The organism is Oceaniglobus ichthyenteri (assembly GCF_003057885.1).
Classification (GTDB): Bacteria; Pseudomonadota; Alphaproteobacteria; order Rhodobacterales; family Rhodobacteraceae; genus Oceaniglobus; species Oceaniglobus ichthyenteri.
Genome location: NZ_QAGK01000012.1, coordinates 67,604 through 90,213 on the forward strand (window position 1 = coordinate 67,604; position 22,610 = coordinate 90,213).

Below are 22,610 nucleotides of genomic sequence, written 5' to 3' on the forward strand. Positions count from 1 at the left end.
TAACTGTGAGGTCGGCATGAAGATTGCGTTTGCTCTGGGTGATGCGGCAGGTGTTTCACCAGAGTTGGCTGCAAGGGTCCTTGCGGATCCAGCGGTGGAAGCGGGCGAGATGATCGTCATTGGCGATGCGCGCGTGCTTGAACTGGGTTGTGCACAGGCCGGAGTCACACTGGATCTGCCGCGTATCACGGCCGATGATCTGGGCAATCTGCCCCAAGGGTCGGTTTTTCTTGATATGGGAAATTGCGATCCTGCTGATGTGCCTTTGGGTGAGGCAAGTGCCGCAGGCGGGCGCGGATCGGTTCAGAATTTTCGCGCTGCGCTGTCGATTGCCAATGCCGGCATTGCCGATGTGGTGTTTTTCACCCCTTTCAACAAACACGCGATGCGCCAGGCGCAACCTGATTACGTGGATGAAATCGGGTTCATCGACGCCACCATCGGGGCCACCCAATCGGGGCGCGAATTCAACGTGCTGGATGAGGTGTGGAATGCCCGCGTGACATCGCACATTCCCCTGCGCGACGTGGCCGATACACTGACCACTGACCGGATTTACAACAGCCTGAAACTGACCGCGCAGATCATGGAGGGCGCGGGGTTCGAGCGCCCGCGCATTGGTGTGGCGGCGTTGAACCCCCATGCCGGCGACGGGCGTAATTTCGGAACTGAAGATGATGATATCATCGCGCCCGCGGTCGAGCGTGCCCGCAAGGAGCAGTTGGCCGTGACCGGCCCTGTGCCGTCAGACACCGTATTCGTGCGCGCCATCAAGGGCGAATTTGACGCCGTGCTGACCATGTTCCATGATCAGGGCCAGATCGCCATGAAACTTTTGGGTTTTGATCGGGGCGTTACCCTGATTGCCGGCTATCCTTTTCCGATTGTGACCCCGGCCCATGGCACCGCCTATGATATCGCCGGGCAGGGCAAGGCCGACACCGGCGCCACGTTTAACGCTGTGCATCTTGGCCGCAAACTGGCCGGACTGGCGCAACTGTCTGACGCCGCCGAACCCACAAATCACGATGAGCTTCGCCGTGCACTGCCCGCCCTGATCGGGCGGATTCAGGCCGGAACCGACGACTGGAGCTAAAACACAAACGTTTTGATAAATCTTTGGGAGGAGATAACATGAAACTTCGTCACACCGTCTTTGCTTTGGCCACACTCGCAGTTGCGGGTCCGGCCATTGCGCAGCAAGAAATCATTTTCGGCCTGTCCGCCGCTAACGGATCGTTGCAGGAACAAACCGCAAGCGAATTTGCCCGCCGCGCCAATGAAAAATTGGGCGACAAGGCCGTGGTCAAGGTTTTTGCCGACAGCCAGCTGGGCAAAGACAAGGACATGCTGCAAAAGATCAAGCTGGGCACGATGACCCTGACTCTGCCGTCGTCCACCATGCCCGAAATTGCCCCCGAATACGCGATTTTCGATCTGCCCTTCATGATCAAGGACCGCGCGCATCTGGCACGTATCGATGATACGCTGTTCAAGGATGTGCTGGTGCCCGCCGCCGAGGCGCAGGGTTATCGCCCTCTTGCCATTTGGGAAAACGGCTTTCGCCAGATCACCAACAATGAACGCCCGGTTGTCACACCCGCCGATCTGGAAGGTCTGAAAATCCGCACGCCAAATTCAAGCTGGCGTGTGGCGATGTTCAAGGAATACGGCGCAAATCCGACACCGATGTCGTTTTCCGAAGTGTTCGTTGCCCTGCAGACCGGCGTGATCGACGGTCAGGAAAACCCCCTGACCAACATTGCGGGTGGCAAGCTGAACGAAGTTCAGAAATATCTGTCAATGTCGGGCCATGTGTATTCCCCCGCATACCCCACCGTTGGCATCGCCGCGTTTGAAAAGCTGGATGCCGATGTGCAGACCGTCCTGAGCGAAACCGCCGCCGAAGTTGCCCTGTGGGCGCGCGAACAGGGCGAAATGCAGGATGGCACGCTTTTGAAAAAGCTCGAAGAGGGCGGAATGGAGGTCAACCAGACCGACCGCGCCGCATTCGTGGAGGCCTCCAAGCCGCTGTACGAAAAGTTCGCCAGCGAAGTTGAAAACGGGCAGGCAATGATCGACCAGGCTTTGTCACTGGCCGACTAAACATACCGAGCAGGAGCAGCGCCCAGCCCGTGGCGCTGCTTCGTCTTTTTCAGACAGGCGACTGTAATGATTTCAATAGCTTCCCGCACACTCGACCTTGTTTTGCAGGCCGTGACCCTTGCCCTTATCGTTGGACTGACCTGCGTGATTCTTGTTGGTGTTGCCTTTCGCTACTCGGGGCAATCTCTGATCTGGTATGATGAGGTTGCGGTTGTCCTGTTGGCCTGGATCACTTTTCTGGGTGCCGCACTTGCCACACTTCGCAATGCGCATCTGGGATTCAATGGATTGCTGTTTGGCCTGCCGCCAGCGGGGCGTTTCGTTCTGTTCTGGTCGGGCGAGGTGATTTTCATCGGTGTCTTTGCCATCGCGGCCTGGGCCGGATGGGTCATTCTGGGAATTTTTGGAAATGAAACGATGACGACATTGCGCTTTGTGCCGCGCTGGTTCGTACAGGGGATTTTGCCGGTCAGCGCCGCCCTGATGGTTCTCAGCCGACTGTTGACGCTGCCAAACCGTCTGCGCGACGTGCGTGCCGGGCTGGACCCCGAAGCACAGGAAATCGCCCACGAAATTGCCCGTGCCGAGGCGGAACTGAAGCGGGGGCAAAAGCCATGACCGAAGCGATGATCCTTTTGTCGATGTTCCTGATGATTGCCATCGGGGTGCCGATTGCGGTGTCCATTCTTGGCGCGGCCCTGATCGGGATGTGGATCCTGAACGGCTCTTTGGGGTTTTTGAACGCTGCGCTTTCGCTTTATGATGGCGCGACCAGTTTCCCGCTTATCGCAATTCCGCTGTTCGTGCTGGCCGGTGCATTGATGAACACCGGCGGCATCTCGACGCGTCTGATTGCCTTTGTGTCATCGTTGATCGGGTTTGTGCGCGGCGGTCTGGCCATGGTCAACGTTGGCGTTTCGCTGTTTTTCGCCGAAATCTCGGGCTCGGCGGTGGCCGATGTGGCCGCGACCGGTTCAATCCTGATTCCCGCGATGAAGAAAAAGGGCTACTCCCCCCGGTTTGCTGCCGCCATCACTTCGTCTTCGGCGTCGCTGGCCATCATCATTCCGCCATCAATCCCGATGATCCTGTACGGCGCGCTTTCGGATACGTCGATTGTACAGTTGTTTGTCGCGGGCATCGTTCCGGGCCTGTTGGGGGCGGCGGGGCTGATGGGACTGAGCTGGTATTTTGCCGTGCGCTATGACCTGCCGCGCGAAGAGGCGTTCAATCTGTGCCGGGTCTGGTCAACATTCAAAAGTGCGGGCTGGGCGTTGATCCTGCCTCTGATCATTCTTGGTGGAATTTTTGGCGGCATTGTCACCGCAACCGAAGGCGCGGGTATTGCCGTATTGGCCGCGCTGTTGATCGGCGGGCTGGCATACCGTGAACTGAACGCGCGCAAATTGTATGACGCGCTTGTTGATGGGGTGACCCAGACGGCGGTTGTCATGCTTCTTGTTGCGACTTCCGCTGTTCTGGGGTTGTACCTGACGGAAACCCAGTTGCCACAGCGTTTGGCCCAAGGGATCACCACGATCACCACCAACAAGATTGCAGTGCTGCTGATCATCAATGTATTCCTTTTGGGGGTCGGGATGGTTTTGCACGGGGCGGCCGCGATCATTCTGACGGTGCCTGTGTTCATGCCGCTGGTTCGTGAGATCGGCATCGACCCGGTGCATTTTGGCATTCTGCTGACGCTGAACATCGCCTTGGGTCAGCAGACGCCGCCGGTGGCCAGTGTGCTGATCACCGCCTGTTCCATTGCCAAAACCGATGTGTGGTCGACAACCCGCACCAACCTGCCGTTCATCGGCGTTCTGGTCGCGGTTCTGCTGTTGGTTACTTATGTGCCTGCCGTGCCGCTGTGGTTGGTCGGCGTATTCTACAGCCCATAGCGCACAGCCTTGTGCATGTCGGGCCAAATCGGGCGCGGGGATCATACCCTTGCGCCCGATTTTTATTATCTCTGTCGCCGGAGTCCGAGATAGGACAAGATCCATTTGCGCCCGATTTCCGCGATTGTGCCAAGAAACAGACCCAACAGCGGGTTGCCAAGGGCTGTTGCAACGGCCGCAACCGCAATCACCGGTCGGCAGGATGGTCTGGCATCAAACAGGCGACGGTTGGCGGCAAGTTCGACCGATGCGATCAACAAAAGCGCGCCCAGCGTGGCGGTGGGGATTGATGTCAGCGCGGCATGTCTGATCGGGTCGGGAAGAAGCGTCAGCACCAAAAGGCCCGCGCCCAACAGGATCGGTGCGCCGCCGGTTGTTGCGCCAAACCGGTGGTGCGCGGCCACCCCCCCGGCCCCGTGGCACATCGGCAGCGCCCCGAATGGCGCCAGGATCAGATTGGCCGCGCCCGATGTCAGGCAAAGCTTGCGTGGCGTGACCCGCGCGGCAGGGGCGCCGAAACAATCCCGCGCTACAAGGCTGGTCAGGAATACGGCGTTGGTCAGGGTCAGCGCCAGTTGCGGCAGCGCAAGATCGGCGATGGCCATGCGGAAATCTTCGATTGTGGGAATCGGCAGCGTCCAGCCGCTACCCTGTGATACATTCAGTTGATGCACATCAGGCTGCGCAATCCCGACGCCAAGGATCACCCCGAACACGATTGTCGCCAGTGCCGCATGAAGCCCCATGCGCAGCGTGACAACGGCAAACCCCAAAGACAGCGCGCCAATAAGCATCTGATCCTTCATAAGCCCAAGCGCGATCCAGCCCAGCGCCAGCCCAAGCCCAAGTTGCAGCCCTGACAAAACCGATTGCGGCACAAGGCGTGCCAATCTGTCGATGATCCCGCTCGCCCCGAGAACTAAAAGCGTCACACCGATCAACATACCGCTGAGCGCAAGCGCGGTTGGCGTTACCTCGCTGACCAGGGCCACGGCGACAATGGCCTTCATCGGTTGCACCGGAATTGGCAGACGATAAATCAGACCTGTGGCGATGTAAAAAAGGCCAAAACCCAACAACACATGCTGCGCCGAAAGACCGACCAAGGCGATCGTGCCAAGGGTCAGGGGCAAAAGCGTTCCGATATCGCCAAGCGCGCCATTCGCCTCGCGCAGATCGAACCGAAACCTGTTTTTCGCAGACTCACCCATCATGTTTCACCCGACAGCGCCGCCCCGGTCGGTTTCCAGATCGACAAGGTTGAAATCGGCCAGACGCAGCATACTGTATAACAGAACAGAAACCAGCAGGAGTGGCCGACCATGAAACTGAGCGCGCGCAATACATTGAGCGGAACCGTAAAGGCAATCGACAAGGGTACCGTCAATTCGACCGTACAGATTGACCTGGGCGGTGGGGCCGTGGTGACGGCCATGATCACCAATGCGTCGGTTGATGATCTGGGGCTTGAAGTGGGCAAGGCGGCTCATGCGATTATAAAGGCGTCGGATGTGATTGTCGGCGTCGATTGAACATTCAGCGACGGCAGGCACACCTTGCGGCCCGATGACGTGGTTTCGATTGAAACAGGAATGCCGTACACCTTGCTTAGGTTGGCATCTGTCAAAACCGTATGCGCCGCGCCTTGCGCCTGCCTGTTGCCGTCTTTCATCAGCAAAACCTGCGCGTTCAGCGCGAAAGCCTGATCCGGGTCATGGGTTGACAGGATAATGCCACAGCCTTGCGCCGCACCATCGCGGGCAAGGGTGGAAATCTGCGCCAACACCTGTGCCTGATTGCCAAAATCAAGGCTGGCGGTTGGTTCATCCATAACGATCAGATGCGCCTCTTGCGCCAAGGCCCGCGCGATCAGCACCAACTGCCGCTGACCACCCGACAGGCGCGAATAATCGCGCTGGGCCAAATGCGCTATGCCCAACCTGTCCATGGCGTTTTGCGCGATCATGCGGTCATCGCGCCCCGGCTGGCCAAACAAACCCAGCCGGGCGGTGCGCCCCATGAGAACAACCTCAAGCGCTTCAAACGGGAAGGGCGGGGCATGGGCCTGTGGCACATAGGCCACCTGCCGCGCGATATCCGCGCGAGTCTGTGCCGTGATCGGCTTGCCACCCAGAAACACCGTTCCTGACAGCGCCGGTAGCAGCCCCAGAACCGTGCGAAACAGCGTGGTTTTGCCACAGCCATTTGGCCCGAGCAGGCACAGAATTTCACCGCGCCCCACGCTAAGATCCAAACCCGACCCGATCCGCGTTTTGCCATACCCGATGGAAAGACCCTGCGCCGTCAGCATCACGACCAACCGCGTCTGCCGCGCGCCAGCAGCCAGACGAAAAACGGCGCACCGATCACGGCGGTCAGGATGCCCAATGGCACCTCGACCTGCGCCAGGGTTCGCGCCAGGGTATCAACGATCAAAAGATAGCCCGCGCCGATCAGCGCCGATGTGGGCAACAACCGCGCAAAACCGGGGCCAACCAGCATCCGCGCGATATGCGGAATAACCAACCCGACCCAGCCCACAACCCCCGCCACAGCCGTGACACTGGCAGTGATCAGGGTGGCGGCGACGATCACCAGAAACCGTGTGCGCGCCACCTCAACCCCCAAGGCGCGCGCCTCTTCATCGCCCAGGCTCAGAACATTGATTCGCCAGCGCAGCAGGATCAGCGGCACCAGCCCGATCAACACCATCGGCAGAGCGGGCAGGATATCATGGATCGTTGTGGCAGCCAATGACCCCAACAGCCAAAATGTGATGGCGGGCAATTGATCGTAAGGGTCGGCCATTACCTTGAGCAGCGATGTCGCCGCCCCGGCCAGCGCGCCGATCACGACGCCAACCAGGACCAGTGTGAGGGTCCGATCCGTGTTTTGCACCAATGACGCCACCAGCATCACAAACCCCACCGCCACCATGCCGCCGATGAATGCCGAAACCTGAATCGCCGCCACCGGCAATGACAGGAAAATGCCCGCCACCGCGCCCAGGCCCGCACCAGCCGAAACGCCCAGAATATCAGGTGATACCAATGGGTTGCGAAACAACGCCTGATAGGTCGCGCCAGCCGCGGCCAGGGCGGCCCCAACCAAAAGCGCCGCCGCCACACGGGGCAGGCGGATGTTCCACACCACGATTGCCGCCTGTTGATCGCCCCGTCCGATCAGCGCCGCCACTGTCTGGCCCGGCGTCAGGCCGAATGGCCCGATCATCACCGCACCAAAGGCCAGCGCAACAAGACACAGCGCCAGTCCGCCAGTCAGCGTCAGAGCGGGCCTTTGCAGGGCTACATCGGCGGTTTTCCCTGCGCCCATTCAAGGAGCCTCCCCAATTCCGCATCGCTCAGATCGACATGATAATATTGCTTGTAAAACGCGCGGGTGTCTTCGCGCAGATCGCCCTCCCATGTTTCGGGGTACAGCAAACCTGCCATCCAGATCAGCCCGATCATCCGGTTAAGGGCCGGGGGCCGGTCGATCCAGCCAAAGGGCGCCATCGGGGCCAGATAAACGCGCCCGTCGCGCACCGCGTCGATGCCTTGCCACAACGGATCGTCAAACACCCTGCCATAAAAGTTCGTATCCCACGTGACAATCGTGTCAGGATTCGCCGCGATCACCTGTTCCATTGACGATTGCACAAGGCCGCGCGTCGCCCCACCATCATCGGCCACATTTCGCCCGCCTGCGCGTTCGATGATTTCGGTGTTGATTGATCCTTTCATGCCCGTTTCCAACCCATCGGCCCCACGGGCCAGATAAACGCGGGGGCGGGCCTCTTCGGGGATATCGGCCAGCATTGCATCCAGACGCGCAAAGGTTTGTTCCACATCTGCCGCCAGGGCTGTGCCGCGGTCGGGCACGCCCAGCGCGTCACCGACAATGCGCAAGGCGTCGGCGGTGTTTTCAAACCGCCCGTCGATCAACAGATAGGGAATGCCGGTCTGTTCCTGCACGCGGTTGGCCAGATCGATATAGGTGTCGCGCACCGATCCGAAATCGATGATCAGATCAGGATTGACCTGCAACACCCGTTCCAAATTCGCCTCACCGCCACGCCCGGTGATGCGTCCGGTTTCTGGCAGACCCACGAACGGTTCGGCGATATACGCCTCTTCTTCGGGGCGCAGGGCACGGGGCCATCCGGTCAGCACTTCGGGTTTCATGATATAGACAAGGGCGCCCGCCGGAGGGCCAGCGGCAAATACCGTGTTCACCTGTTCGGGGATTTCAACCTTGCGCCCGGCGCTGTCAACGATGGTGCGCGCCTGAACCGGCGCGGCAAGCAGGGCAAGGGCAATCAACAAAAAACGCATTTCAATCCCTCTTTGCCTGTGGGCCTGTATCCGAGTCGCCGGGTTTTGCCGGCGCTTGCGGGCTGAACACACAGCGGTCAGGCTTGATATCGATCAGCGGCGTACCATCAAGGCAATCAAGCCCCCGCACATGCAGCGTACCCTTTTCAATGCGCAGCAGTTTGACGACAGATGTGCCAATCGGATTGGGCCGCACGGGCGAGCGCAGCGCGAAAGTGCCCACCGTCTGCCCATTGCTTTTCGGGCTTTGCCGGATCAGATCACGGCGGCTTTTGTCCAGCCAATACAACACTTCGATCGTGTCAAACGCTTCGAGCCCATCCAGCGCGTCGGGCCAGACGGGATCAAGAACCAATTGACAGTCCGGCCCGTCAAGCCGCCCTTGGCGTGGGCAATCCTTGCGATCGCGCCAAGGGGTGTGGATGGTGCCGATAAAGCGCAATGTCGCATCCGCCGCAGGGGCAAGCGTGACTGCCTGCTCATTGGGGCGCAGTTCCTCTGTCTGGCTCATGGGGATCTCCGGAAATTATGCAGTCTTTATTTCATGGATTTTTGGCCAATTGGCCATGGTTCATCGGAACATGCCTTTAATTTCACCCAAAGGCTAGGCTTGAACTTTGGATGCCAAACTGCATATCCTCCGACATGTGGGAATTTTTGCATATCGGGGATCGCTCTGCAAAGCATAACTGACGCCTTGGGACTTGCTTTTGCGCTGGTATTGTCCGGTGACGGCGATCTTTTAGAGATCGTCGCGCTGTCGTTGCGGGTCAGCCTGACGGCAACGGTGATCGCCTGCCTGATCGGGTTGCCGGTTGGGGCGCTTGTTGCCATTGGCCGGTTTCGCGGGCGCAATGCGGTTTTGATCGTGATGAATGCGCTGATGGGGCTGCCCCCGGTTGTGGTCGGGCTGCTGGTTTATCTGCATCTGTCGCGCTCTGGCCCGCTTGGGTTTCTTGGGCTGCTTTATACGCCAAGCGCGATGATCATCGCGCAAACGATCCTGATCGCGCCCATTGTCGCGGCCCTGTCGCGCCAGGTTCTTGAAGATTTGCACGCCGAATATGCCGAACAGTTCCGCTCGCTTTGTCTGACGCGGTTGCAGACGATACAGGCGTTATTGTGGGATGCGCGATATTCACTTTTGACCGTTGGGTTGGCCGGATTTGGCCGCGCCATTGCCGAAGTCGGGGCGGTGATCATCGTCGGGGGCAATATCGACCATCTGACGCGGGTGATGACCACGGCCATCGCGCTGGAAACCTCAAAGGGGGATCTCGCGTTGGCGCTGGCGCTGGGCATCATCCTGTTGATCATCGCCCTTGGGGTAAACGCGGCGGTGCAATCGGTGCGGATGACGGCGGCCAGGCAGGCCTATGTCTGACGCGGCCGCCCTGACCCCCCTGCACATCCGGGAAAGCGCGCAAAATAGCCCGCTCATGCCGCTGGTCGTGCGCGATTTGACGCTGCGCTTTGGGGAAACGACCGTGCTTGATGGCCTGTCTCTCGATCTTGATACACGGGGCTGTACCATGGTCATGGGCGCCAACGGGTCGGGGAAAAGCCTGTTGTTAAAGCTTTTGCATGGGTTGATTCACCCAAGCGCGGGCCAGATCCATTGGGGCAGCCAAACGCCAACCGCAGTGACCAGACGACAGGCGTTGGTGTTTCAAAAGCCTGTCCTGCTGCGCCGGTCGGTGGCTGCGAATATCGATTTCGTGCTGAAAGTACGGGGCAAGGACAGATCGCGGCGCGCGGCCCTTTTGGAACATGTCGGCCTGTCGCACAAGGCCGATCAACCCGCACGCCTGCTGTCGGGCGGCGAGGCGCAGCGACTGGCGCTTGCCCGCGCATTGGCCACCGACCCCGAGGTTTTGTTTCTGGACGAACCCACGGCCAGCCTTGATCCGGCGTCGGTTCTGGCGATTGAGGGCATCGTGAACGGCGCGCGCAGTCGGGGTGTCCGGATCATTTTTGTCACCCATGATGTCGGGCAGGCCCGGCGCATCGCCGATGACATCGTGTTCCTGCACCGTGGCCGCATCGCCGAACACAGCCCCGTGGCTGACTTTTTCCCCACACCGCAAAGCAGCGCGGCCCGGGACTATCTGAGCGGCAGAATTGTCGTCTGACATACCAATACTGAATGAAGGAGCTATTGAAATGCTGAGAAGAACATTTGGGGCAACCACCGTCGCCCTGCTTTTGACAGGCGCTGCCTGGGCGCAGGATCAATCAATCATCGTGCAATCCACCACCTCGACGGCAAACTCGGGGCTGTATGATTATCTTTTGCCGATCTTTCAGGACAAGACCGGCATTCAGGTGAATGTGGTCGCGGTGGGCACCGGGCAGGCGATCAAGAACGCCGAAAATTGCGATGGCGATGTGCTGCTTGTGCATGCCAAACCGTCCGAGGAAAAATTCCTTGCCGCGGGGTTTGGAACCGCGCGTACCGATCTGATGTATAACGATTTTGTCATTGTTGGTCCGGGGTCTGACCCGGCGGGCGTTGGCGGGATGACCGATGTTCAGGGCGCGCTGACACAGATTGCCGAAAAAGGCGCGCTGTTTGCGTCGCGCGGCGATGACAGTGGCACGCATAAGAAAGAAGTGTCGCTGTGGGCGGACAGCGGCGTTGATCCGACGGCGGCCAGCGGTGATTGGTATCGTGAAACCGGTTCGGGCATGGGTGCCACATTGAATGCGGGCATCGGCATGGGTGCGTATGTGATGACCGATCGCGCAACCTGGATCAGCTTTGGCAACAAACAGGATTATGCCATTCAGGTTGAAGGTGACGAGGATATGTTCAACCAATATGGCGTGATCCCGGTGAACCCGGAAAAATGCCCGTCGGTCAACGCCGAGGCAGCGCAGACATTTGCCGACTGGCTTGTGTCGGGCGAAGGGCAGGATGCGATTGCGGGCTACAAGGTGGCCGATCAGCAGTTGTTCTTTCCAAACGCACCCACCAACTGATAGTCTTGTCGGGGCGGCACGGATCGCCGCCCCGACACTTTGAACGGATGATGATGACCGACCCGGCCTTTCCCGATCATGAATACCTGACGGTCAAGGAACTGGCGGAATTGTTGCGCCTGAAAGAACGCAAGATCTATGATCTGGCGGCCTCTGGCGCGGTGCCATGCTCAAGGGCGACAGGAAAGCTTCTTTTTCCTGCGGCGGACATCAGAAGTTGGATCGCGCAGGCGAAATCGGGGGGAGGCACAGCGCCCGAACCCCGGCCTGCAGACCGCCCGCCAATCGTGCTGGGCAGTCATGATCCCCTCTTGGATTGGGCGATCCGGCAATCGCGTTGCGGTCTGGCCAGCTATTTCGATGGATCGCTTGATGGGCTTGACCGGTTTGTTCGGGGCGAAGGGGTGGCGGCGGGATTGCATGTTCATGATGCGGCGTCGGCGCGTTGGAACGTGCCGGTTGTGTCGCACCGCGCGGCCGGTCAGAACGCTGTGTTGATCTCGTTTGCGACCCGGCGACGTGGCTTGGTGTTTCGGCCCGGTGAGGCAAGACCGGCACGCCTGTCGGATCTGGCCGGTCGGCGCATCGTTCCCCGGCAGGCAGAATCCGGAACAGAAACCTTGTTTCGGGAATTGGCCGCAAAAGAGGGGCTGGAATTGGCTGCTCTGGACTTTGCCGAGGTGGCGCGCACCGAAGACGCCGCCGTTGAGGCCGTTCGGCGCGGCGATGGCGATGCCGCCTTTGGCCTTGAGGCGGTGGCGCGCGGTTATGGGTTGGAATTTCTACCCATCGTCGAAGAACAATTTGCGCTTCTTTTTGATCGAAAAGCCTGGTTTGACACACCCGTTCAGCGCCTGATGGAATTCTGCGCAACAGCGCAATTCGCCAGCCGGGCGGCGGCCTATGGCGGCTATGGTATCGAACATTTCGGACAGGTGATCTGGAACGCAAGCGCCGGGTGATTTGACGTTGGGTTCGAGAGCACTCAACCCTGATGCCGACCACGACCAATCGCGCCGCTCACCATCGGTTTGATCCAGGGCAAGGACATGGCACGAAACGCGTGATAGGTTCGCCCCAGTATAAGGAGACCACCATGTATTCAAACATCATGATTCCCGTCGATCTTGGCCATGCCGATCAGGTTGCCAAGGCGTTGTCGGTCGCGGCTGATCTTGCGAAGCTTTACGGCGCAAAGGCCCATATCGTGGGGGTGGGCCAGACGGTGCCAACCAAGATCGCGCGCACCCCGGATGAGTTTGACCGCAAACTTGGTGCCTTTGCCGCCGAACGCTCGGCCGAGTTGGGCGTGACATTCATGCCCCATTCCGAGATCAGCCATGATCCGGCGGTCGATCTTGATACGGTGCTGAAACGTGCGGCAAAAACGCTGGGAACTGACCTGATCGTGATGGCCAGCCATGTGCCCGGCTTTGCCGAGCATTTCTTTGCGTCAAATGCCGGTTATCTGGCCTCGCACGCAAGCATTTCGGTGTTTGTTGTTCGCTGAAGGGGCGGCGATTTTTTCAAGATGTTCACCTTGACGATGGCTTTGGCAATCTGTCTATTTGTCCGGACAGGTTTGCCGGGGCGCCGGTACAGCGATGAGTAAGGGAGAGTTCTGTGACAGCTGATTTTCGGTGCGGCGCGCCATGATCGAACCGATTATCGTCGTTGTTTCATTGTTGGGCCTGATTGGCCTTGGTGCGCCCATATTTCTTGCGCTGGGGGCCAGCGGGCTGTTGGGCCTGTATATGGCGCGCGGATCCTTGGCGTTTTTCTTTGCGCCGTCATCGTTGTTTGGGCAGCTGAACTCGTTCGAGCTGATCGCGCTGCCGCTGTTTATTTTGATGGGCAATATTCTGGGCGCTACCCCGGTGGGGCGCAATCTGTTTCGCGCGGCGGCTTTGTGGCTGCAATGGCTGCGCGGTGGGTTGGCGATTGCCACGGTGGGGGCATCGGCGATTTTTGGCGCGGTATCGGGCGTTTCGGTGGCCGGTGTGGCCGCTGTCGGGTCGATCGCGGTGCCACAGATGTTGGACCGGGGGTATTCGCGCACCTTGGCCGCCGGATCGGTGGCGTCGTCAGGCGCATTGGCGATGCTTATTCCACCATCGGTGCCGTTCATCATTTACGGCGCGGTGTCTGGCGTCAGCGTGGGTGCCTTGTTTATTGGCGGTATTGTTCCGGGCATTGCATTGGCGCTGGCGCTGTCGGTTTACATTTATATCCGCGTGCGTCTGAACCCCGAACAGGCCCCCCAGGACACCGGACCCAAAGCCACAACCGGCGAAAAAATTCGCAGCCTTGGCGGCATCTGGCACGCGCTTTTGCTGGTGTTTATTGTGCTTGGCGCAATTTATTCCGGCCTTGCCACCCCATCCGAGGCGGCGGCATTCGGCGCGGCGGGGGCGCTGTTTATTGCCGGGGCGGTGTTTCGGGTGCTGACCCTCAAAAAGACGATGGAGATTTTCTCAAGTTCGCTAAAGGTATCCGGCGCGATCCTGTTGATTATCGGCTGTGCGCGGATCTTTGGCGATTACCTTAATCTGGTGCGGGTGCCTGAAAATGTCAGCGCCGCCCTGACCGCCACCGATCTGCCCGGTTGGGCGATCCTGATCATTCTGATGCTGGCGTTGGTGATGTTGGGCATGTTGGTGGATGCCGTGTCACTGATCGTGGTGACCACGCCGATCCTGCTGCCGTTGATTGAAACCCTTGGATATGATCCACTGTGGTTCGGGATCATCATGGTGATGAACCTTGAAATTGCCGTGGTGACGCCGCCTGTGGGGCTGAACCTTTATGCGCTGAAAGGCGTGTGTCCGATGTTGGGGATCGAAGAAATCATCCGCTCGGTCGTGCCGTTTGTATTTGTACAGTTTGCGATGCTGATGTTGTTCGTTCTGGTGCCCGAGCTGAGCCTGTGGTTGCCAAACCTGCTGCAGTAAATATGTCATTTGATGGAGGAGAAAGTGATGACCAAGACACAAAAGGCGCCCACACGGCGCAAATTTTTGGGAACGGGCGCGGCCCTTGTTGGTGGTGCGGCTTTGGGTGCGGGCCTGCGCCCGGCGATGGCCGCAGAAACCACTTTGACCGGCGTCAGCTATCTGCCGCCCAGCTATAAGGCGCTGTCTTATGGGTCGGCCGGATTTGTTGAGCGGTTGAATGCATCGGATGCAGTGAAAACCGATTATTTCGACAGTGGCAAACTGTTGAAGGCGGATGAACAACTGCCCGCGCTGCGTTCGGGCACGATTGATTTCATGTTCCACACCACCAGCTATGTCACCCGGTCGATCCCGATTTTGGGCATTACCGGCCTGCCGGGCGTGGTTGAGGCATTGTATGAAAATCCCGGCCGCATTGCCAAGGGCAGCCCGCTGTTTGACCTGATCAACGAAGAGTTGGCCAAGGAAGACCTGTATATGGTTTCGATGATGGGCAACATTCTTGAGCCGGAATATATCTGGTCAACCGCTGCCGCGCCGATCCGCTCGATCGCCGATCTTGAGGGGAAGAAAATGCGCGTTGTCAGCTTTGAGGCAACGCAGATCATCGAAGGCTATGGCGCCGCCGCCGTGCGCATTCCGTCATCGGAATTGTATCTGGCGTTGCAGCGCAATACGGTGGATGCGGCGGTTGCCAATATTTCAACCGTGATCGGGCGTTCCCTGCAGGAGCAGGTAAACCATGTTTATAAACTGCCGCTGACCGGTTTTGGCATTGGCCTGTTCGTAACCACGAAACGCTGGGCCGCGATGGATGACGATGTGAAAGCCGCATTCGAGGACGCCGCACAGTGGTTTGAAGAAAACGGTGCGAAATATTCCAACGACACCATCTATCCCGACGAATATTGGCCCATGGTCGAAGCCGCCGGCGTTGAAATCTCAGAGGCCAGCGCCGAAGACATCGAATCGCTGAACAAAGCATCGGTGGCCGTTGACGAGGCATGGATCAAGGAAGTCGGCGAAGATGTCGGCAGACGTGCCATCGCGCTGGCTTTGGGCGAAACAGCCTGACATGGGGGGCGCCGTGCGACGTTTTCTTGAGCGTATCATTCATCTGACTCAGGTTCTGGGTCAGCTCGTTCTGGCCTTTATGGTGGTGACGATCTGTTATGATGCGCTGATGCGATACGCTTTCACGGCGCCCACCTCTTGGTCGCTTGAAATCAATACGTTTCTCATCATCTATCTTGCGGTGATGACAGCGGCCGATGTGCAACGCACCGACAGCCATATCCGCATCACGTTTTTTGCCGATATGATGCCCGGTGCGGCGCAAAGGGCGGTGCGCGCGCTTATTGGTATTGTTGGCGCTGTGTTTTGCGGCATCATGGCCTGGCGCGGCTATCTCATGGCGGCCTCGGCGTTTGAATATGGCGAACGGGTATCGTCCAGCTTTGGCACCCCGGTTGGCATTCCTTATGCGCTTGTGCCGGTTGGCTTTGGGCTGTTGGCGTTGCAATTCTTCTTTAACATTCTGGATTCCCTGTTGGCCGAAGACACGCCCAGCAGCGAAGATCTGCAACAACTTTGATTGCGCGCCCTGCCGTTGGGGGCAATCGCGCGCGTTGCCATATAGCGCGCGCAACCGGGCACGGTCGATTTGGCGCGTCGGCATTCGTTTCACTGCGGCGTCAATATCGCCAATGAACACGGTCCTGCCATCGCCATTGCACAGCAGCGGGCGGCGGATTAGCGTGGCGCAGATTGGTCATTGAGGTGAATCATGCATATCGGCATTTTGCAAACCGGGCGTGTGCCGGATAATCTTGTGGGAAAAACCACAGATTACCCCGAGAAATTTGCGCAGCTTTTACAGGGGCATGGGTTTACCTATTCCACCTTTGTGGTCTGCGATGGTGAAATGCCCCCCGGTATTGATACCTGCGATGGCTGGCTGATTACCGGTTCAAAACATGGCGCCTATGAGGATTGGCCGTGGATTCCCCCGCTTGAGGATTTTATTCGCGCCGTTCACCACGCCGGGCGGCCCATGGTCGGGATATGTTTCGGCCATCAGATCATCGCTCAGGCGCTGGGCGGACGGGTCGAAAAATATCAGGGCGGCTGGGCTGTGGGGCGCACCGCCTATCAGATCGAAGGGCGCACATACCAGATGAACGCCTGGCATCAGGATCAGGTGGTGGCACTGCCCCCCAATGCACAGGTGGTGGGGCATAGCGATTTTTGCGCCAATGCGGCGTTGGTCTATGGCGATACGATTTTCACCGTGCAACCCCATCCCGAATTTGACGCCGATTTCATTGATGCGCTGATTCAAACTCGGGGGCGCGGCGTGGTGCCCGACCCGTTGTTGGATGCCGCGGTGGAAAAATTGAACAAACCCTTGGATAACACCGATATGGGCCATCGTTTGGCGCAGTTTTTAAAGGCGGCCGCCCATGTCACGGCCTGATCCCGATTGGATGGCGCAAATTCCCGCCGCCGCGCGCACCTTTCTGGAAGGGCGGCGATTGGACGAGGTGGAATGTATCATCTCGGACATTCCGGGGATTGCCCGTGGCAAGGCAATGCCAGCCAGCAAATTTTCACGTCAATCACAGTTTTTCCTGCCCAATTCGATCTTTTATCAAACCATCACCGGCGGGTGGGCCGAGGCAGCAGGCAGCGAAGGGTTCACCGAACCCGATATGATCCTGTCGCCCGATTACACGACCGCGACCGCCGCGCCCTGGACCGCGGATTGGACGTTGCAAGTGATTCACGATGCAACCCTGCAAAACGGCGAGCCGGTTCCGAATGCGCCGCGCAACGTGTTGAAACGGGTAATCAAAGCCTATCACGACCGGGGTTGGAAGCCGATTGTCGCGCCGGAAATGGAGTTTTATCTGGTCGCGCGCAATATCGATCCGGGTCAAGGGATTGTGCCGATGTTGGGCCGCACCGGGCGGCGCGCCGCCGCACGCCAGGCCTATTCCATGAGTGCGGTCGATGAATACGGTCCAGTGATCGATGACATCTATGATTTCGCCGAGGCCCAAGGGTTTGAAATTGACGGTATCACCCAGGAAGGCGGCGCCGGGCAGTTGGAGATCAACCTGCGCCATGGCAACCCGCTTAAACTGGCAGATGAGATATTTTTCTTCAAACGTCTGATCCGCGAGGCGGCGTTGCGCCACGATTGTTTTGCCACCTTCATGGCCAAACCGATCGAACACGAGCCGGGCAGTGCGATGCATATTCACCATTCGGTTGAGGATATGGCGACAGGGGAAAACATATTTTCCAATCCCGACGACAGCGAAACACCGGCCTTTCACCATTTCATCGGCGGGATGCAGAAATATCTGCCCCAAGCGATTGCCGTGCTGGCCCCTTATGTGAACAGCTATCGGCGCTATGTGAAAGACCACGCCGCGCCGATCAATCTGGAATGGGCGCGTGACAACCGCACCACCGGCCTGCGCGTGCCGATTTCCGAAGCGCACGGGCGGCGGGTTGAAAACCGGCTGGCGGGAATGGATTGCAATCCGTACTTGGGGATCGCTGCATCGCTGGCCTGTGGATATCTTGGGTTGGTAGAGCAGGTCGACCCGACACCGGAATATTCCGGTGATGCCTATCAGGCAGAAGAGGCGATCCCGCGCGGATTGTTTGACGCGATAGATCTGTTCGATGGGGCAGAGGCGTTGCACAATCTGTTGGGCCCTGAATTTGCCCGGGTCTATTCCATCGTCAAACGCACGGAATACGATGAGTTTTTGCAAGAAATCTCACCGTGGGAGCGGGAGCATTTGCTGCTGAACGTGTAAGGGCGGCCCATGGCATATGGATTTGAACCATGCTTGTGCCGGGAAAACCGCCGGGGCATACCAGACGGATGAACCTGCTTTTTGCAAATGACACGCCCGGTGCCTATCCACCCAGTTGGTACGCGGAAACGGCGCAGCCCTTGCCGGAATCGCCGCCCCTGCGCGAAAATCTGCGCGCGGATATTTGCATTGTGGGTGCCGGATATACGGGGCTGTCGGCGGCATTGCATCTGGCCCAGGCCGGGTTTGATGTGGCCGTGGTTGAGGCGCAGCGCGTCGGGTTCGGCGCATCCGGGCGCAACGGCGGACAGGTGGGCACCGGCCAACGCCAAGGTCAGGATTGGCTGGAGCGCCACGCGCCCGCTGACGCCCGCGCCCTGTGGGACATCGCCGAGGCGGCCAAGGCCACGGTGCAAGAACTGATCACAACCCACGGAATTGACGCGTCCTATCGCCCCGGCATTGCTTATGCTGAACGCAGCGCGGCAGGCGTGGCCAAGGCCCACAGCGCCGCCGCCCATCTGGCCCGCGAATACGGATATGATCAGATTGAACCGCTGGATCGCGCCGCCATGCGCGGGCTGATCGGGTCGGACATGTTTGTGGGGGGGGTGATTGACCGTGGGGCGGGGCATCTGCACCCCCTGCAATTCGCGCTGGGTCTTGCGCGTGCGGCGCAAAAGGCAGGCGTGCGGTTTTACGAAAACAGCCCGGTCACACGGGTTGAAAACGCCCATGTCCTGACTGAACAGGGCAGTGTCAGATGCGATCATGTGATATTGGCCTGCAACGGGTATCTGGGCGGGCTGAATGCGCCGGTTGCGGCGCGGGTCATGCCAATCAACAATTTCATCATCGCCACGGAACCTTTGGGCGCACGGGCAAAAACCGTTTTGACCCAAGACATTGCTGCCGCTGATGACCGGTTCGTGGTGAATTACTGGCGGCTGAGCGGTGACAATCGTCTTTTGTTTGGGGGGGGTGAAAGTTACGGCTATCGCTTTCCCAACGACATTGCCGCAGTGGTGCGCAAACCCATGTTGCAGATTTATCCGCAGTTGAAAGATGTGACCATCACCCATGCCTGGGGCGGTACCTTGGCCATCACGATGAATCGGATGCCGCATTTTTCCCGCAATGGCACAATCTATAATGCCTCGGGATATTCCGGCCATGGGGTGGCGATGGCCACCCAGGCGGGCAAGATGATCGCCAACGCCATTGCCGGTGATGCCACCCAATTTGATACAATGGCGCGCCTGCCCAATCCGCGCTTTCCCGGCGGCCCCGCGTTGCGCGCGCCCCTGCTTGCCCTGGCGATGACATGGTATTCCCTGCGCGACAGGATCGGGTTTTAGGGTCTGCCGCGCAATGTGGGTGGCTAAACCGTATCGAGATACAGTTCGATCTGCTCATCTTCGGTCAGCTCGGCGAGATAGTGCAGCTCTTGGCGTTTTGTCATCACGAAATTCTTGATCAATGCTTCGGGCAGGATCCGTTTCATCACCGGATCGCTTTCAAACGCATCAATTGCCGCGCCCCAGGTGGTGGGCATGCGCGGCAGATCCATCGTATAAGCATTGCCGGTGATCGCCGGAGCGGGCATCAGCCCATCTTCGATACCGTTCAGCGCCGCGCCCAAAATTCCCGCAATCATCAGATAGGGGTTCACATCGCCCCCGGCCACCCGGTGTTCAATCCGCCGTGCCGCCGTGGCCCCACCCGGCACGCGAATCGCCGCCGTGCGGTTTTCATAGCCCCACGCGATGGCAGTGGGCGCATGGGCGCCGGGCACAAAACGGTCGTAGCTGTTGCCATGGGGCGCAAACAGCAGGGTCGAGGCGGGCATCGCCGCCATACATCCGGCAATCGCATGAAGCAGGGCAGGGGTGCCTTCGGGGCCGCCATTGTCGAAAATATTCTTGCCGTCGCGGTCCAGCACCGAAAAATGCACATGCATCCCGTTGCCGCTGTGCTCTTCATACGGTTTGGCCATGAACGATGCGGCAAACCCGTGTTTGCGGGCCATGCCGCGCACCAGAAGTTTGAACAAATAGGCATCGTCGGCGGCCTTTAGCGGGTCGGCCACATGGGTCAGGTTGACCTCAAACTGGCCCTTGCCCGCCTCGGAAATCACTGTTTCGGCAGGAATATCCATGGCATCGCAGGCATCGTAGAGATCGGTAAAAAAGCTGTCCCAGGCATCCAGCGCACGCAGAGACAGGATTTCGGCCCCTTGGCGGCGTTTGCCGGATCGGGGCGATTTTGGAACGCGCAGATCCTTGCCGGAATCGTCGATCAGATAAAACTCCAACTCGGTTGCAACCACCGGAGTCAGACCCTTGGCGGCAAAGCGGTTTTGCACATCCGACAGGGCATGGCGCGGATCGCCGGCAAAGGGGCGGCCATCTTCGTGAAACATCCACAGGGGCAACAGCGCGGTGGGTGCCTCAAGCCAAGGCATCGGGATCAGGCCGCGTTCCGTGGGAAACAGAACGCCGTCCGGATCACCCGCATCATGCACCAGGGGACTGTCGTCGATATCTTCGCCCCAGATATCCAGAAACATGACGGAATAGGGAAACCGGGAGCCGTCGGTAAATACCTTTTCGGCCAGGCGGGCGGGCATCCGTTTGCCACGGGGCTGACCGTTCAGGTCTGATGCCGCGACACGGATGGTTTTGATTTCGGGGTGTTCGGAGAGGTTCATCTGATAACCTGAGGGCGAATGCGCAGCTTTGCGCGCTGCTCACCCGGCAAATGTCGGTTTAGCCGCTTATTTGCAAGGTTAAAGATGCCAATCACCGCCAATGTCAGCAAAATAAAGTAACCCGCCAGAATCGGATAGGGGATGAACGGATTAAACGTCTTGTCGGCAAAATAGCTGGCGTAATACAAGGCATCGCCGCGCTGCTGCCAGGCGGGAAAGCTGGAAAAGAACACCAGCGTTGTGGCGTGAAACAGGAATATCGCCTCGTTCGTATACGAGGGCCAGGCGAGGCGCAGCATGGTGGGAAACGTGATTTTGCGAAACTTGCGCCAGCCGGTAAAGCCATAGGCATCGGCGGCCTCCATATCGCCCTTGGGGATCGAACGCAGCGCGCCATAAAAAATCTCGCCCGCATAGGCGGCAGTGTTCAGGAACAGCACGATCAGCGCGCCCGCCCAGGCCCGCGTCAACCAGCGTGTTTCAACGGTGATTTCCGTAAATCCAAGGTTCAAATCAAAACCAAGCCGGGGCAATAAAACAAAGGTTTCATAGGCCAGGAAAAACTGAATGAACAAGGGGGATCCGCGAAAGACAAACACGAACCAATCGGCCGGTTTCCGGATCAGCGGGCTGTGCGCCGATTTGGCCATGGCCACGGCGATTGACAGGAAAAACCCAAACGCCAAAGCGATGATGCCGAAATAGATGTTCCAGATCATCCCCGACCCGATCAGGGTGAATTGTTCACACAATGTGAAATCACTTCGCGGCAAAAGACGTTCGCCAATTCCGATTGAGCGCAGCCCATAAGCCTGAATTGTTTCCAGACAACTCATGCCGCGCGCCTTTGCTCTTCGCCCGCGACGGTGGCCTGACCGCGCGACAGGCGCGTGGTAAGCCGCGCCAGCGCGATTTCGGATACTTTGGTCAAACCAAGATAAAACACCAAAAGACCCAGAAAATAATACAACCGCCAATCGGGGTGGGGGTAATCATACATCGACGCTTTCGATGTGCCCAGTTCGCGTGCCCAATAAACAATGTCCTCGACGCCCAAAAGAAACAAAAGCGGCGTCGCCTTGATCAGGATCATCCACAGGTTTGACAGGCCGGGCAGGGCATAGATCCACATTTGTGGCACAAGAATGCGCCAAAATGTCTGGCTGCGCGACAGGCCATACGCCTCGGCGGTTTCGATCTGTTCGTTGGGCACGGCGCGCATGGCGCCAAACAGCACGTTCGCCGCAAAGGCCCCGAACACAATCGCAAAGGTCAGAACCGCAAGCGAAAATCCATACGCCTCGTGCACCCATTGCGGGCTGTTGGACAGGGGCAATTTGGCCGCCGCGCAGACCACGAAATCATTGCCCTGGCGGATCGGCATATCCCAATCGGGGCATTTCACCTGGTGGCGCAGCCATTCAAACCCCTGATCCAATGCAATCACAAAGAACAGGAAAAATGCAATATCAGGCACGCCGCGCACAATCGACGTATAAGCCTTGCCAAACCAGCGCAGGGGCAAAACCGGGCTGCGCGCCGCCATCGCCCCCCCAAAGCCAAAGGCCAACGCTGCCGGGGCGGTAACCGCCAACAACAACATCACCGTCCCGAACGAGCCATAAAACGCCATGTGCTTGCCCGTTGTCAGATAACAGGCAAGCCAGTGAAAGCCGTCGAGGGTTTTGGGATCGCTACACTGAAAAATGGCGCGGCACCTTTTGCAAATGGCGGGATCTGGATATTTTCAGCAAGAAAAAGGGGGCAGGTTTGCGCCCCGCCCCCCCCGT

Annotated in this window: 24 protein-coding genes; 16 read left to right on the forward strand and 8 right to left on the reverse strand. The window is 58.8% G+C overall.

Features of this window, described 5'->3' with window-relative positions:
- Window positions 1-16: 16 nt before the first annotated feature.
- The 4 genes from C8265_RS15995 (at window position 17) to C8265_RS16010 (ending at window position 4,007) form a co-directional block, all read left to right on the forward strand.
- Window positions 17-1,096 (forward strand): 4-hydroxythreonine-4-phosphate dehydrogenase PdxA, encoded by a 1,080-nt coding sequence (locus C8265_RS15995; protein WP_108485023.1) that lies wholly within the window; start codon window positions 17-19, stop codon window positions 1,094-1,096.
- A 38-nt stretch (window positions 1,097-1,134) separates the two neighbouring features.
- Entirely contained in the window at window positions 1,135-2,106 is a 972-nt protein-coding gene (locus C8265_RS16000) for a TRAP transporter substrate-binding protein (RefSeq protein ID WP_108485024.1), read from the forward strand.
- Between the two features lie 66 nt (window positions 2,107-2,172).
- Entirely contained in the window at window positions 2,173-2,724 is a 552-nt protein-coding gene (locus C8265_RS16005; protein WP_206050350.1) for a TRAP transporter small permease, read from the forward strand.
- Window positions 2,721-4,007, forward strand: coding sequence for a TRAP transporter large permease (locus C8265_RS16010; RefSeq protein ID WP_108485025.1), 1,287 nt, complete (start codon window positions 2,721-2,723; stop codon window positions 4,005-4,007). The genes C8265_RS16005 and C8265_RS16010 overlap by 4 nt, the downstream gene beginning before the upstream one ends.
- A 65-nt stretch (window positions 4,008-4,072) precedes the next feature.
- On the opposite strand, the gene C8265_RS16015 is transcribed toward C8265_RS16010, so the two are convergent.
- Entirely contained in the window at window positions 4,073-5,221 is a 1,149-nt protein-coding gene (locus C8265_RS16015) for a putative sulfate/molybdate transporter (protein ID WP_108485026.1), read from the reverse strand.
- A 108-nt stretch (window positions 5,222-5,329) separates the two neighbouring features.
- Here C8265_RS16015 and C8265_RS16020 point away from each other — a divergent pair, with 108 nt between their 5' ends.
- Window positions 5,330-5,539, forward strand: a complete 210-nt coding sequence (locus C8265_RS16020) for a TOBE domain-containing protein (RefSeq protein WP_108485027.1) — start codon at window positions 5,330-5,332, stop codon at window positions 5,537-5,539.
- Here C8265_RS16020 and C8265_RS16025 read toward each other — a convergent pair.
- The 4 genes from C8265_RS16025 to tsaA are packed head-to-tail and all read right to left on the reverse strand — an operon-like array spanning window position 5,494 to window position 8,852.
- Entirely contained in the window at window positions 5,494-6,318 is an 825-nt protein-coding gene (locus C8265_RS16025) for an ABC transporter ATP-binding protein (protein ID WP_206050351.1), read from the reverse strand. The genes C8265_RS16020 and C8265_RS16025 overlap by 46 nt on opposite strands.
- The gene (locus C8265_RS16030; protein ID WP_108485029.1) at window positions 6,318-7,340 is read right to left on the reverse strand and encodes a FecCD family ABC transporter permease; all 1,023 of its coding nucleotides are present in this window, start codon (window positions 7,338-7,340) and stop codon (window positions 6,318-6,320) included. Before C8265_RS16030 ends, C8265_RS16025 begins: the two co-directional genes overlap by 1 nt.
- Window positions 7,313-8,341 (reverse strand): iron ABC transporter substrate-binding protein, encoded by a 1,029-nt coding sequence (locus C8265_RS16035; RefSeq protein WP_108485030.1) that lies wholly within the window; start codon window positions 8,339-8,341, stop codon window positions 7,313-7,315. Before C8265_RS16035 ends, C8265_RS16030 begins: the two co-directional genes overlap by 28 nt.
- A 1-nt stretch (window position 8,342) precedes the next feature.
- Complete coding sequence (gene tsaA / locus C8265_RS16040; RefSeq protein ID WP_108485031.1) at window positions 8,343-8,852, reverse strand: tRNA (N6-threonylcarbamoyladenosine(37)-N6)-methyltransferase TrmO; 510 nt, start codon at window positions 8,850-8,852, stop codon at window positions 8,343-8,345.
- 186 nt (window positions 8,853-9,038) lie between these two features.
- Here tsaA and C8265_RS16045 point away from each other — a divergent pair, with 186 nt between their 5' ends.
- The 11 genes from C8265_RS16045 to C8265_RS16095 all read left to right on the forward strand — a co-directional run bounded on the left by C8265_RS16045 (window position 9,039) and on the right by C8265_RS16095 (window position 19,468).
- Window positions 9,039-9,725, forward strand: coding sequence for an ABC transporter permease (locus C8265_RS16045; RefSeq protein ID WP_420818876.1), 687 nt, complete (start codon window positions 9,039-9,041; stop codon window positions 9,723-9,725).
- Complete coding sequence (locus C8265_RS16050) at window positions 9,718-10,473, forward strand: ATP-binding cassette domain-containing protein (protein ID WP_108485032.1); 756 nt, start codon at window positions 9,718-9,720, stop codon at window positions 10,471-10,473. Before C8265_RS16045 ends, C8265_RS16050 begins: the two co-directional genes overlap by 8 nt.
- 31 nt (window positions 10,474-10,504) lie before the next feature.
- On the forward strand, window positions 10,505-11,323 hold the full coding sequence (locus tag C8265_RS16055) for an ABC transporter substrate-binding protein (RefSeq protein ID WP_108485033.1): 819 nt from the start codon (window positions 10,505-10,507) through the stop codon (window positions 11,321-11,323).
- Between the two features lie 53 nt (window positions 11,324-11,376).
- Window positions 11,377-12,285: a helix-turn-helix transcriptional regulator gene (locus C8265_RS16060; RefSeq protein ID WP_108485078.1), complete on the forward strand. Its 909-nt coding sequence runs from the start codon at window positions 11,377-11,379 to the stop codon at window positions 12,283-12,285.
- A gap of 134 nt (window positions 12,286-12,419) precedes the next feature.
- On the forward strand, window positions 12,420-12,833 hold the full coding sequence (locus tag C8265_RS16065) for a universal stress protein (protein ID WP_108485034.1): 414 nt from the start codon (window positions 12,420-12,422) through the stop codon (window positions 12,831-12,833).
- A gap of 142 nt (window positions 12,834-12,975) precedes the next feature.
- Entirely contained in the window at window positions 12,976-14,274 is a 1,299-nt protein-coding gene (locus C8265_RS16070; RefSeq protein ID WP_108485035.1) for a TRAP transporter large permease, read from the forward strand.
- Window positions 14,275-14,301: 27 nt separating this feature from the next.
- Window positions 14,302-15,351, forward strand: a complete 1,050-nt coding sequence (locus C8265_RS16075; RefSeq protein ID WP_108485079.1) for a TRAP transporter substrate-binding protein — start codon at window positions 14,302-14,304, stop codon at window positions 15,349-15,351.
- 13 nt (window positions 15,352-15,364) lie between these two features.
- Entirely contained in the window at window positions 15,365-15,871 is a 507-nt protein-coding gene (locus C8265_RS16080) for a TRAP transporter small permease (protein WP_206050352.1), read from the forward strand.
- Between the two features lie 192 nt (window positions 15,872-16,063).
- Window positions 16,064-16,753, forward strand: coding sequence for a type 1 glutamine amidotransferase (locus C8265_RS16085; RefSeq protein ID WP_108485037.1), 690 nt, complete (start codon window positions 16,064-16,066; stop codon window positions 16,751-16,753).
- On the forward strand, window positions 16,740-18,110 hold the full coding sequence (locus C8265_RS16090) for a glutamine synthetase family protein (RefSeq protein ID WP_108485038.1): 1,371 nt from the start codon (window positions 16,740-16,742) through the stop codon (window positions 18,108-18,110). The genes C8265_RS16085 and C8265_RS16090 overlap by 14 nt, the downstream gene beginning before the upstream one ends.
- 68 nt (window positions 18,111-18,178) lie before the next feature.
- On the forward strand, window positions 18,179-19,468 hold the full coding sequence (locus C8265_RS16095) for an NAD(P)/FAD-dependent oxidoreductase (protein WP_108485039.1): 1,290 nt from the start codon (window positions 18,179-18,181) through the stop codon (window positions 19,466-19,468).
- 23 nt (window positions 19,469-19,491) lie between these two features.
- On the opposite strand, the gene C8265_RS16100 is transcribed toward C8265_RS16095, so the two are convergent.
- From C8265_RS16100 to C8265_RS16110, 3 genes are read right to left on the reverse strand one after another with little or no spacing between them, the layout of a single operon-like run.
- Window positions 19,492-20,820 (reverse strand): glutamine synthetase family protein, encoded by a 1,329-nt coding sequence (locus C8265_RS16100; protein WP_108485040.1) that lies wholly within the window; start codon window positions 20,818-20,820, stop codon window positions 19,492-19,494.
- Window positions 20,817-21,656: an ABC transporter permease gene (locus C8265_RS16105; RefSeq protein ID WP_108485041.1), complete on the reverse strand. Its 840-nt coding sequence runs from the start codon at window positions 21,654-21,656 to the stop codon at window positions 20,817-20,819. The genes C8265_RS16100 and C8265_RS16105 overlap by 4 nt, the downstream gene beginning before the upstream one ends.
- The gene (locus C8265_RS16110) at window positions 21,653-22,528 is read right to left on the reverse strand and encodes an ABC transporter permease (RefSeq protein WP_108485042.1); all 876 of its coding nucleotides are present in this window, start codon (window positions 22,526-22,528) and stop codon (window positions 21,653-21,655) included. Before C8265_RS16110 ends, C8265_RS16105 begins: the two co-directional genes overlap by 4 nt.
- Window positions 22,529-22,610 lie beyond the last annotated feature (82 nt).

What these genes read in the sequence shown, in the direction of transcription:
- C8265_RS15995 (WP_108485023.1), top strand. Translation starts at nt 17, where the DNA reads ATGAAGATTGCGTTTGCTCTGGGTGATGCGGCAGGTGTTTCACCAGAG.
- C8265_RS16000 (WP_108485024.1), top strand. Translation starts at nt 1,135, where the DNA reads ATGAAACTTCGTCACACCGTCTTTGCTTTGGCCACACTCGCAGTTGCG.
- C8265_RS16005 (WP_206050350.1), top strand. Translation starts at nt 2,173, where the DNA reads ATGATTTCAATAGCTTCCCGCACACTCGACCTTGTTTTGCAGGCCGTG.
- C8265_RS16010 (WP_108485025.1), top strand. Translation starts at nt 2,721, where the DNA reads ATGACCGAAGCGATGATCCTTTTGTCGATGTTCCTGATGATTGCCATC.
- C8265_RS16015 (WP_108485026.1), bottom strand. Translation starts at nt 5,221, where the DNA reads ATGATGGGTGAGTCTGCGAAAAACAGGTTTCGGTTCGATCTGCGCGAG.
- C8265_RS16020 (WP_108485027.1), top strand. Translation starts at nt 5,330, where the DNA reads ATGAAACTGAGCGCGCGCAATACATTGAGCGGAACCGTAAAGGCAATC.
- C8265_RS16025 (WP_206050351.1), bottom strand. Translation starts at nt 6,318, where the DNA reads ATGCTGACGGCGCAGGGTCTTTCCATCGGGTATGGCAAAACGCGGATC.
- C8265_RS16030 (WP_108485029.1), bottom strand. Translation starts at nt 7,340, where the DNA reads ATGGGCGCAGGGAAAACCGCCGATGTAGCCCTGCAAAGGCCCGCTCTG.
- C8265_RS16035 (WP_108485030.1), bottom strand. Translation starts at nt 8,341, where the DNA reads ATGCGTTTTTTGTTGATTGCCCTTGCCCTGCTTGCCGCGCCGGTTCAG.
- tsaA (WP_108485031.1), bottom strand. Translation starts at nt 8,852, where the DNA reads ATGAGCCAGACAGAGGAACTGCGCCCCAATGAGCAGGCAGTCACGCTT.
- C8265_RS16050 (WP_108485032.1), top strand. Translation starts at nt 9,718, where the DNA reads ATGTCTGACGCGGCCGCCCTGACCCCCCTGCACATCCGGGAAAGCGCG.
- C8265_RS16055 (WP_108485033.1), top strand. Translation starts at nt 10,505, where the DNA reads ATGCTGAGAAGAACATTTGGGGCAACCACCGTCGCCCTGCTTTTGACA.
- C8265_RS16060 (WP_108485078.1), top strand. Translation starts at nt 11,377, where the DNA reads ATGACCGACCCGGCCTTTCCCGATCATGAATACCTGACGGTCAAGGAA.
- C8265_RS16065 (WP_108485034.1), top strand. Translation starts at nt 12,420, where the DNA reads ATGTATTCAAACATCATGATTCCCGTCGATCTTGGCCATGCCGATCAG.
- C8265_RS16070 (WP_108485035.1), top strand. Translation starts at nt 12,976, where the DNA reads ATGATCGAACCGATTATCGTCGTTGTTTCATTGTTGGGCCTGATTGGC.
- C8265_RS16075 (WP_108485079.1), top strand. Translation starts at nt 14,302, where the DNA reads ATGACCAAGACACAAAAGGCGCCCACACGGCGCAAATTTTTGGGAACG.
- C8265_RS16085 (WP_108485037.1), top strand. Translation starts at nt 16,064, where the DNA reads ATGCATATCGGCATTTTGCAAACCGGGCGTGTGCCGGATAATCTTGTG.
- C8265_RS16090 (WP_108485038.1), top strand. Translation starts at nt 16,740, where the DNA reads ATGTCACGGCCTGATCCCGATTGGATGGCGCAAATTCCCGCCGCCGCG.
- C8265_RS16095 (WP_108485039.1), top strand. Translation starts at nt 18,179, where the DNA reads ATGAACCTGCTTTTTGCAAATGACACGCCCGGTGCCTATCCACCCAGT.
- C8265_RS16100 (WP_108485040.1), bottom strand. Translation starts at nt 20,820, where the DNA reads ATGAACCTCTCCGAACACCCCGAAATCAAAACCATCCGTGTCGCGGCA.
- C8265_RS16105 (WP_108485041.1), bottom strand. Translation starts at nt 21,656, where the DNA reads ATGAGTTGTCTGGAAACAATTCAGGCTTATGGGCTGCGCTCAATCGGA.